This window comes from Paraburkholderia sp. BL27I4N3 (assembly GCF_003386115.1).
In the GTDB taxonomy this organism is placed as follows: Bacteria; Pseudomonadota; Gammaproteobacteria; order Burkholderiales; family Burkholderiaceae; genus Paraburkholderia.
Genome location: NZ_QREJ01000001.1, coordinates 4659135 through 4668564, shown reverse-complemented (window position 1 = coordinate 4668564; position 9430 = coordinate 4659135). Strand labels below are relative to the sequence as shown.

The 9430-nt window shown below is 60.5% G+C and carries 13 protein-coding genes; 1 reads left to right on the top strand and 12 read right to left on the bottom strand.

Translation table 11 applies throughout. The annotated features are described in order from the left end of the window. Positions 1 to 3: 3 nt before the first annotated feature. The 5 genes from B0G71_RS21205 to B0G71_RS21185 form a co-directional block, all read right to left on the bottom strand. A complete protein-coding gene (locus tag B0G71_RS21205; RefSeq protein WP_006052302.1) occupies positions 4 to 615 on the bottom strand; it encodes a glutathione S-transferase N-terminal domain-containing protein in 612 nt (203 codons plus the stop codon). Between the two features lie 95 nt (positions 616 to 710). Next, positions 711 to 1466 (bottom strand): cytochrome c1, encoded by a 756-nt coding sequence (locus B0G71_RS21200; protein ID WP_116143903.1) that lies wholly within the window; start codon positions 1464 to 1466, stop codon positions 711 to 713. A 21-nt stretch (positions 1467 to 1487) separates the two neighbouring features. Beyond that, a complete protein-coding gene (locus B0G71_RS21195) occupies positions 1488 to 2867 on the bottom strand; it encodes a cytochrome bc complex cytochrome b subunit (RefSeq protein ID WP_116143902.1) in 1380 nt (459 codons plus the stop codon). Further along, positions 2867 to 3487, bottom strand: coding sequence for a ubiquinol-cytochrome c reductase iron-sulfur subunit (petA, locus tag B0G71_RS21190; RefSeq protein ID WP_106284205.1), 621 nt, complete (start codon positions 3485 to 3487; stop codon positions 2867 to 2869). Before petA ends, B0G71_RS21195 begins: the two co-directional genes overlap by 1 nt. A 230-nt stretch (positions 3488 to 3717) precedes the next feature. Continuing rightward, positions 3718 to 4464, bottom strand: coding sequence for a Nif3-like dinuclear metal center hexameric protein (locus B0G71_RS21185; protein ID WP_116143901.1), 747 nt, complete (start codon positions 4462 to 4464; stop codon positions 3718 to 3720). 19 nt (positions 4465 to 4483) lie between these two features. Here B0G71_RS21185 and B0G71_RS21180 point away from each other — a divergent pair, with 19 nt between their 5' ends. After that, the gene (locus B0G71_RS21180; RefSeq protein WP_106284203.1) at positions 4484 to 5707 is read left to right on the top strand and encodes a Do family serine endopeptidase; all 1224 of its coding nucleotides are present in this window, start codon (positions 4484 to 4486) and stop codon (positions 5705 to 5707) included. Between the two features lie 135 nt (positions 5708 to 5842). Here the strand turns inward: B0G71_RS21180 and tatC are convergent, their stop codons facing one another. The 7 genes from tatC to hisI form a co-directional block, all read right to left on the bottom strand. Beyond that, positions 5843 to 6622: a twin-arginine translocase subunit TatC gene (gene tatC / locus B0G71_RS21175; protein ID WP_106284202.1), complete on the bottom strand. Its 780-nt coding sequence runs from the start codon at positions 6620 to 6622 to the stop codon at positions 5843 to 5845. 34 nt (positions 6623 to 6656) lie between these two features. After that, positions 6657 to 7175, bottom strand: a complete 519-nt coding sequence (gene tatB, locus B0G71_RS21170; RefSeq protein ID WP_116143900.1) for a Sec-independent protein translocase protein TatB — start codon at positions 7173 to 7175, stop codon at positions 6657 to 6659. 39 nt (positions 7176 to 7214) lie between these two features. After that, positions 7215 to 7454 carry a Sec-independent protein translocase subunit TatA gene (gene tatA, locus B0G71_RS21165; RefSeq protein ID WP_106284200.1) on the bottom strand — a complete coding sequence of 80 codons (240 nt, stop codon included), beginning with the start codon at positions 7452 to 7454 and terminating at the stop codon, positions 7215 to 7217. 236 nt (positions 7455 to 7690) lie between these two features. Next, positions 7691 to 8056, bottom strand: a complete 366-nt coding sequence (locus B0G71_RS21160; protein ID WP_116143899.1) for a histidine triad nucleotide-binding protein — start codon at positions 8054 to 8056, stop codon at positions 7691 to 7693. Positions 8057 to 8137: 81 nt separating this feature from the next. Then, positions 8138 to 8533, bottom strand: coding sequence for a hypothetical protein (locus B0G71_RS21155; RefSeq protein ID WP_106284198.1), 396 nt, complete (start codon positions 8531 to 8533; stop codon positions 8138 to 8140). Positions 8534 to 8626: 93 nt separating this feature from the next. Then, a complete protein-coding gene (locus B0G71_RS21150; RefSeq protein WP_116143898.1) occupies positions 8627 to 9022 on the bottom strand; it encodes a phosphoribosyl-ATP diphosphatase in 396 nt (131 codons plus the stop codon). Beyond that, positions 9019 to 9429: a phosphoribosyl-AMP cyclohydrolase gene (gene hisI / locus B0G71_RS21145; protein WP_181196648.1), complete on the bottom strand. Its 411-nt coding sequence runs from the start codon at positions 9427 to 9429 to the stop codon at positions 9019 to 9021. The genes B0G71_RS21150 and hisI overlap by 4 nt, the downstream gene beginning before the upstream one ends. Between the last annotated feature and the right edge of the window lies 1 nt (position 9430).

Here is a 9430-nt window from a genome sequence, read left to right as displayed (position 1 = left end):
AGCTCAACGACGCATCACCTTTTCCGAAGGCGTCAGCGCTTCGATATAAGCCGGGCGGCTGAAAATGCGCTCGGCGTACTTCATGAGCGGTGCGGCGTTCTTCGACAGTTCGATGCCGTAATGATCCAGACGCCACAGCAACGGCGCGATCGCGACGTCGAGCATCGAGAACTCTTCGCCGAGCATGTACTTGTTCTTCAGGAAGATCGGCGCCAGTTGCGTCAGACGATCACGGATCGCGAGACGAGCTTTCTCGTGATTCTTCTCCGCAGCCTTGCCCTTTTCGTTTTCGAGCGTGCCGACGTGCACGAACAGCTCTTTCTCGAAGTTCAGCAGGAACAGGCGGGCACGCGCGCGCTGAACCGGATCGGCCGGCATCAGTTGCGGGTGCGGGAAGCGCTCGTCGATATACTCGTTGATGATGTTCGATTCGTACAGAATCAGGTCCCGTTCGACGAGAATCGGCACCTGACCATACGGATTCATCACGGCGATGTCTTCCGGCTTGTTAAACAGGTCGACGTCGCGGATCTCGAAGTCCATGCCCTTTTCGAACAACACCAGCCGGCAGCGCTGGGAGAACGGGCAAGTTGTGCCGGAATACAGAACCATCATATTTACGTTTCCTCAAAAAGCTGAAAGGCCAGCGCGCGGAAAAACCGTCCAACAGGTTTTTCCTGGCGCCGGCCCCACGCCGGGTGACGGCGTGATTATTTGATATGTTTCCAGTACGCGGCGTTCAATCGCCAGGCGAAAAAGCTCAGGATACCGAGGAACATCAGCACCCACACGCCAAGCTGCTTGCGGGTTTTCTGGGTCGGTTCGGACATCCATGACAGGTACGACACGAGGTCGGCCACAGCAGAATCATAATCTACCGGCGACATCGTCCCCGGAGTGACCTGCTGGAAGCCGACGAATTTGTGTACCGTCTCGCCAGTTTTTTCGTCGGTTTCATCCCCGAACTTCGCGGTACGTTCGCCCTGAAGCTGCCACAGCACGTGAGGCATGCTCACGTTTTCATACACCAGATTGTTCCAGCCGGTCGGCCGCGTATTGTCGCGATAAAAAGTGCGCAAATACGTGTACAGCCAGTCCTTGCCGCGCGCCCGCGCTTCCACCGACAAATCCGGCGGACTCGCGCCGAACCACGCTTTCGCGTCGTCCGGGCGCATGGCCACGGTCATGGTGTTGCCGACTTTGTCCGTGGTGAACAGCAGGTTCGCCTGAATTTCGTTTGGCTTGATGCCGATGTCGGTCAGGCGGTTGTAGCGCATCAGGTTCGCGCTATGGCAATTCAGGCAGTAGTTTACAAACAATTGCGCGCCGTGCTGCAAGGAAGCGAAATTCTCCGCGTTATCCGGCGCGCGGTCGAGAGGGAAATTCTCGTCCGCGTATGCCGGGGCGGCCAGCACCGCGAGCAGTGTCGCGCCGATCAGCGCGCACTTCGTAAGCAGTTTTTTCATTCGTGTTCTCCTGGCTCGCGATTAGTGAGGCTTGAACCGCACCCGCTCGGGCGGCTGCTTGAACGTGCCAAGCCGCGTCCAGAACGGCATACCGAGGAAAAACGCGAAGTAGATCAGCGCACAAACCTGCGCGATCAGCGTGGCGGCCGGCGACGGCGGTTTAGTGCCGAGGAAGGCCAGCGTCAGGAACACGAGCACGAAGATCCCGTAGAACACCTTGTGAAAAAACGGCCGGTAACGGATCGACTTGACCGGCGAGCGGTCGAGCCAAGGCAGGAAGAACAGCGACACCACCGCGCCGCCCATCACCACCACACCCCAGAACTTCGACTCGGTCAACGCCATGGCCAGGATCACCAGCACTGCGAGCACCGGCAGGCCGAGTTTCCACTTGCCGCGAGCGCGCACCAACGCGAGCAGGCCGAGCAACCCGATTACCACCATCAGCACGATCTTGAACGGATCCGTCGTGGCGCGCAGCATCGCGTAGAACGCCGTGAAATACCACACCGGCGCAATTTCAGGCGGCGTTTGCAGCGGATTGGCCGGCACGAAGTTATTCGCTTCGAGGAAATACCCGCCCATCTCCGGCGCGAAGAAAATGATCGCCGCGAAGATGATCAGGAACACCGTGACACCCATGAAATCGTGCACCGAGTAATACGGGTGGAACGGAATGCCGTCGAGCGGAATGCCGTCCGGGTCCTTCTTCGCCTTGATTTCGATGCCGTCCGGGTTGTTCGATCCCACCTCGTGCAGCGCGACCAGGTGGGCGACCACCAGACCGATCAGCACCAGCGGAATCGCGATCACGTGGAACGCGAAGAAGCGGTTCAGCGTGACGTCCGAGACCACATAGTCGCCGCGAATCCACAGCGACAGATCCGGCCCGATGAACGGAATCGCCGAGAACAGGTTGACGATCACCTGCGCGCCCCAAAAGGACATCTGGCCCCACGGCAGCAGATAGCCGAAAAACGCTTCAGCCATCAGGCAGAGGAAAATCGCGCAGCCGAAAATCCACACCAGTTCGCGCGGCTTGCGGTACGAGCCGTACATCAGCCCACGGAACATATGCAGGTAGACGACGACGAAAAACATCGACGCGCCCGTGGAGTGCATATAGCGAATCAGCCAGCCCCACGGCACCTCGCGCATGATGTACTCGACCGACGCGAACGCGAGCGTTGCGTCGGGCTTGTAGTTCATGGTGAGGAAGATGCCGGTGACGATCTGGTTGACCAGCACCAGCAGGGCAAGCGAACCGAAGAAGTACCAGAAGTTGAAGTTCTTCGGCGCGTAGTACTCGGAAACGTGCTTCTTCCAGGTGGAAGTCAGCGGAAAGCGCCGGTCGATCCAGCCGACCAGCCCGGTCGTCTCTACTTCGTGTTCGATCGCCATTACGCGTCTCCTTTCTCGTCCTTGCCGATCACGAGGCCGGTGGCCGAGGTGAACATGTAAGGCGGGATGTCGAGGTTCTGCGGCGCAGGTTTGTTCTTGAAGACGCGGCCGGCCATGTCGTAGGTCGAGCCGTGGCAAGGGCACAGGAAGCCGCCTGGCCAGTCGTCTGGAAGATTGGGCTGCGCGCCCTCCTGGAAGCGCGGTGTTGGCGTACAGCCCAGATGGGTGCACACGGCGACGGCGACGAAAAGGTTCTTGTGGTCGGTGCGTGAACGGAACTCGTTGTTGCAGTACTCCGGCAACGGCATCGAAAAAGGATTCTTGGTGTGGGGATCCGCGACTTCGTTATCGGCTTTCTGGACATCGGCGAGCATACGGTCGGTGCGGTTGATGATCCACACGGGCTTACCACGCCAGGCAACGGTCTTCATGTCGCCGGGCTTGAGATCACTGATATCGACTTCGACCGGGGCACCTGCTGCCTTGGCCTTTTCAGATGGTGCAAACGAACTAACAAAGGGTACGACAGTGGCAACGCCTCCTATGCCACCTGCTACGGTCGTCGCTATCAGCCAGGTACGGCGGCTGCCGTCGACGCGTTCATCTTCCTTGTCTCGCATCACACGCCCCACTTCTGAGTTGGATTTTTCCTTCACGTCTCTTCTACCGCCGCTAGTTTGCGCGAATGGAGTCGCCATTTACAAGGCCCGATTGCCAAAAACCGTGCGAAGCCTTTGATAAATCAGGGTTACTCCGTACGCATCGCAAACTTTTTCGCACCTCCTTTTAAGTGCCCTCTGCGTTATTCGTGCCTTTTTCTTCCCTAATGCGTTTTACGTAACTCGGCGATTCAAACGGGATTAGGGATATCGATAAAGAGATGCTCGATATCGAACTGCTCGGACAGATGCTTGCCCACCGCCTGCACGCCGAAGCGCTCGGTGGCATGGTGGCCCGCTGCGAGAAACGCGACGCCGCTTTCCGCCGACGTGTGCATCACCGATTCCGACACTTCGCCCGTCAGATAAACGTCGGCGCCCGCGTTGATGGCCGCGTCGAACATGCCTTGCGCGGCGCCCGTGCACCAGCCCACGCGGCGCAGTTCGCGGTCCGCGTCGCCGAATACGAGCGGCGTGCGGCCGAGCGTCTGCTCGACTTGGGCGGTGAAGTGCGCGAGCGTGATCGGCATGGGAAACGTGGCGAGCCAGCCGAGGTCGTTCTCGCCGAAGCGCGCGTCGCTGATCCAGCCCATCTTCTGGCCGATCTGCGCGTTGTTGCCGAACTCGGGATGGTCGTCAAGCGGCAGGTGATAGGCGAACAGGTTCAGGTCGTTGGCGATCAGCAGCTTGAGCCGCGCGTGTTTACGGCCGGTGATCTGCGGCGCTTCGTTGCGCCAGAAGTAGCCGTGATGAACCAGCACAGCGTCCGCGCCCCAATCGAGCGCGGCCTCCAGAAAGGCCACCGAAGCGGTCACGCCGGTCGCGAGCTTATTGATCTTGCGACGCCCTTCGACCTGCAATCCATTGGGGCAATAGTCCTTGAAGCGCGCGGTTTCAAGGAGATTGTTCAAGTACAATTCAAGTTCGATCCGATCCATATAAACCTCTAGTCTTCAGATGCTTAGACGCTTTTGGCTGTTCTTTGCCCAAGCGGTGACCGTGCTGTTGGCGCTCATGTTCATCATTGCGACCCTCAAACCGCAGTGGCTCCAGCGTCAAGGGCAATTCGGCAAGCAACTCGCCGAACCGATCGTCGCGCTGCGGGAAGTAGCGCCAGGCATCGGCAGCGGCCCAGCTCAGGCGTCGTACGCGGACGCCGCGCAAAAGGCCATGCCCGCGGTCGTCAACGTGTTTTCCAGCAAGGATGGCTCACTGCCGCCCGACCCACGCGCGAAAGATCCGCTGTTCCGCTACTTCTTCGGCGACAAGAACCGCAAGCAGCAGGAACAACCCGCATCCAATCTGGGCTCCGGCGTGATAGTGAGTTCGGAAGGTTACATTCTAACGAACCAGCACGTCGTGGACGGCGCCGATCAGATCGAAATCGCGCTGGCCGACGGCCGCACCACGAATGCGAAGGTGATCGGCGTCGATCCGGAAACGGATCTAGCCGTGCTCAAGGTCAACATGACCAATCTGCCCACCATCACGCTCGGCCGCATGGACCAGACGCGAGTGGGCGACGTGGTGCTCGCCATCGGCAATCCGTTCGGCGTCGGCCAGACGGTGACCATGGGCATTGTCAGCGCGCTCGGGCGCAATCACCTCGGCATCAACACGTTCGAAAACTTCATTCAGACCGATGCGGCAATCAATCCGGGCAACTCGGGCGGCGCGCTCGTCGACGTGAACGGCAATCTGCTCGGCATCAACACCGCGATCTATTCCCGCTCGGGCGGCTCGCTCGGCATTGGCTTTGCGATTCCCGTCTCGACCGCGAGGAGCGTACTCGAGAGCATCATCACCACGGGTTCGGTCACGCGCGGCTGGATCGGCGTCGAACCGCAGGACGTCACGCCGGAGATCGCCGAGTCGTTCGGGCTGGAGCAGAAGTCGGGCGCGATTGTCGCTGGCGTGCTGAAGAACGGCCCCGCTGACCGTGCGGGCATCAAGCCGGGCGACATTCTCATGAGCGTGAACGGTCAGGAAATTACCGACACCACGCGTCTTCTGAACGTGATCGCGCAGATCAAGCCGGGCACGGCGGCGAAGGTGCATCTCGTGCGCAAGAGCCATGAGATGGATCTGGAGGTCACCATAGGCAAACGCCCGCCTCCGCCGAAGCAGCCGGCCGAGGACAATGGCGGCGGCAGCGGCGATCAGGACGACGACGGCGGCTGACCTTAGCGAAAGGCAAATCGAATCCAACGTCTCGCAATAAGCAAGCACAAGCCATGCGCCGTGTGCCAAACAAAAAGGGCAGTTCACTATGAACTGCCCTTTTTGTTTGCGTGCGTTCGCTGAAGCGCTAGACCATCATTCCGACGCGCTCGCGTCTTCGATCACCACCGGCTGCTTGCCGACGATCAACCGCGCCGCGATGATCCCCGCCTCGTACAGCACGATCAGCGGAATCGCCAGAATCAGTTGCGAGAACACGTCCGGCGGCGTGACCACGGCCGAAATCACGAAGGCGCCGACGATCACATACGGTCGAATCTCCTTGAGCTTCTTGAGCGTCACCACGTTCATGCGCACCAGCAGCACCACGACGATCGGCACTTCGAACGTCACGCCGAACGCAATGAACATGGTCAGCACGAAGCTCAGGTAATTGTCGATGTCCGTGGTCATCTCCGCGCCCAGCGGCGCGTTGTAGTGCGCCATCACGCGGAAAATGGTCGGGAACACCACGAAGTACGCGAACGCCATGCCGCACAGGAAAAGCGTGTAGCTGCTGCCCACCAGCGGCCCGACCAGTTTCTTCTCGTGCTGATAAAGACCTGGCGCGACGAAGGCCCAGATCTGATAGAGCACGATCGGCAGCGCGATCACGAAGGCCACCAGCATGGTCACCTTCATCGGCACGAAGAACGAGCCGGTCACGTCGGTGACGATCATCTTGCCGTCCTTCGGCAAGTTCTGCATCAACGGCCGCGCCAGCAACCGGAAGATATCCGGCGCCCAGTACACGAGTCCGACGAACACCACGACGACGGCAAGGCCGGCGCGAATGATACGGTCGCGCAATTCAACGAGGTGGGAAATGAAGGTCTCTTCAGTGCCTTCGTCCTGGGTTTGCTGGGGGTCGCTCACGCCGGCCCTCGGTTAGAGATTGTCGTTCTGATCATCAGAAGAACCGCGTCGGGCGACGCATGCTGGTCGGCGTATGACGCGCCACGCGCGCCGCGCCCGACTGTACACGCGTGCGGCGCGTGGTCGCGCGCTTGTACCAGGTGGGCATGGCCGTCTGCTTGACGCGCCAGTTCTTGCGTTTGGCCGCCGCAGCGGGCGTGCTGCCCGACCACGAGGTATTGCCGACATCTTCGAGCGCGCCGCCGGCAACGCTCGGCGACACCGACGAGCCGCTGCTCCACGCGTCGTTCAGTTCGGACTCGTGCTTGCGCAGGTTGTCCTGAACGGAGGTTTGAACGTTGGTCGCGGCGGCCTCGAACTCGCTTTTCATCCGACGCAATTCGTCGAGTTCGATTTCGCGCGTGACTTCAGCCTTCACGTCGTTGATATACCGCTGCGCGCGGCCGAACAACGCGCCTGCCGTGCGGGCGACGCGCGGCAGGCGCTCAGGCCCGAGTACGACCAGCGCGACGACGCCGATCAGCGCCATCTTGGTTAGACCGAGGTCCAGCATGAAGTGGAATGTCCGTCAGTAACGCGGGTAAGCCGCGGCTTAGCGGTAATCGCCCGAACGCGGCGTCTTTTCCTTTGCTTCCACATCCACGGCGCCGTTGCGCGGCAGTTCGCGCTGCTGCGCTTCGGCTGCCGGCGTTTCGCCTTCCTTGATGCCTTCCTTGAAGCCCTTCACCGCGCCACCCAGATCGGTGCCGATATTGCGCAGCTTCTTCGTGCCAAACACGAGCGCTACGATCAACAACACGATCAGCCAATGCCAAATACTCAACGAACCCATGACTACTCTCCTTAACCCCGATACCGCACCGGATGCGGCGAAACTCGGGCGCCTTGCGGCATGAATCGAAGCGCGTACGCTTCATCTATACGTTACCGCGACCTTTTCGGCTGCAACCCGCGACACGGAATGTCATTGTGACCAGACGATCGCGTCGGCGTCGTTACAATGCGGCAAAAACAACGGCCGCGCTATTGTCCGCGACCAAAACTCGCTACACACCCCCCACTGCCGCGTCAGCCCATGCGCTGCCAGGGGCGCGGTCCCGCGAGAATGTGCGCGTGCAGGTGATACACCTCCTGCCCGCCGCCAGGACCGGTATTGATTACCGTGCGAAAACCCGTTTCGCCGCCGGTGTACGCCACGCCCAGTTGATCGGCCAAACGCGCCGCCAGGACCAGCATTCTACCAAGCAGCGGTGCATCGCTCTCGGTGCAGTTCGATAAGGTCGCAATGTGCTTGCGAGGAATCACCAGCACATGCGTATCAGCGGCCGGCCGAATGTCGCGGAAGGCGACGAACTCGTCGTCTTCGTGGACTTTGGTCGACGGGATCTCGCCGGCGGCAATCTTGCAGAAAAGGCAGTTCGGGTCGTGGCTCATCGTATTCCTGACACAGTATGGCTGAAGCGCAAAGCCGACGCGGCGCGATTCATGTCAGGCCCGGCAACCGTCGGACGAAACCTAGAACCAGCCCCGCGGATTCGCGAGCGGCTTGTTATCGTACAGATACAGCCAGCCCTTGATAATACGGTACAACATCCAGATGCTCACGGCCCACAGCACCGGAATGCCGATCACCACGAACAGCAGCACGCCGCCGATCGCATAGCCCAGCAAAGCCATCCAGAAGGAGCGGATCTGCCACTCGAAATGGGCCTCGTACGGCGTGCCCACCACGTCGGGCCGCTTCACATAGTTGATGATGATCGCGATCAGGATCGTCAGGCCGCCCGTCAGCCAGTGGACCGCATACAGCGCGTACAGCACGTGGGTGAGCGTACGCAGGCTGCGCTCCCGCTCAGGCTCGAGAGCATTGCGATAGGCCGGCGGCGGATACCTCTCGTGCGACTGTTCCATGCTTGCGTCCTCCCAAGGATGCGATCAGATGCGTTCCTGCAATATGGGCGCCGGTGCCCTGCACTTCAACACGCAAGCGCGGACCCACTACGATCAGTCGCCGTTCTGCTCGCGGTCGCGGCTCTTGCGCAGCGCCTTTTCCTCGATACCCGACATGCCTTCGCGGCGCTCCAGTTCGGCGAGCACGTCCGCCGGGCTCAGATCGAAGTGCGACAGCATTACGAGGCAGTGGAACCACAGGTCCGCGACTTCGCCCACCAGCGCCTTCGGCGCGCCACCGTGGCGTGCGTCCTTGGCGGCCAGCACGACTTCGGTGGCTTCTTCGCCGATCTTCTTCAGCACCGCGTCGTCGCCCTTGTGGAACAGGCGCGACACGTACGACACGTCCGGATCGCCGCCCTTGCGGCTGTCGATGATCGCCGCGAGGCGCATCAGCGTGTCAGTCGTTGACGTGGAATTGGACAACGTGGTTTGCGTGGATTGCGTCATTTGTAGATGTGTTCGGGGTCTTTCAGCACGGGATCGACGGCGACCCAGTCGCCGTCATCCACAGAGCCTTCGAATTTCTGGAAAAAGCACGAGTGGCGGCCAGTGTGGCAGGCAATGCCCGATACCTGCTCCACTTTCAGCAGCACGACGTCTTCGTCACAATCGAGCCGCACTTCGTGCACATGCTGCACGTGGCCGGACTCTTCGCCCTTGAACCACAGGCGTTGGCGCGAACGCGAGAAATACACCGCGCGATGAGTTTCGATGGTTTTCGCCAGGGCTTCGCGGTTCATCCACGCGAACATGAGTACGTCGTTCGTCGACGCTTCCTGCGCGATCACGGGCACGAGGCCGTTCACGTCCCACTTGACCTTGTCGAGCCAATTGACTGCCGAGGGATTCACCACG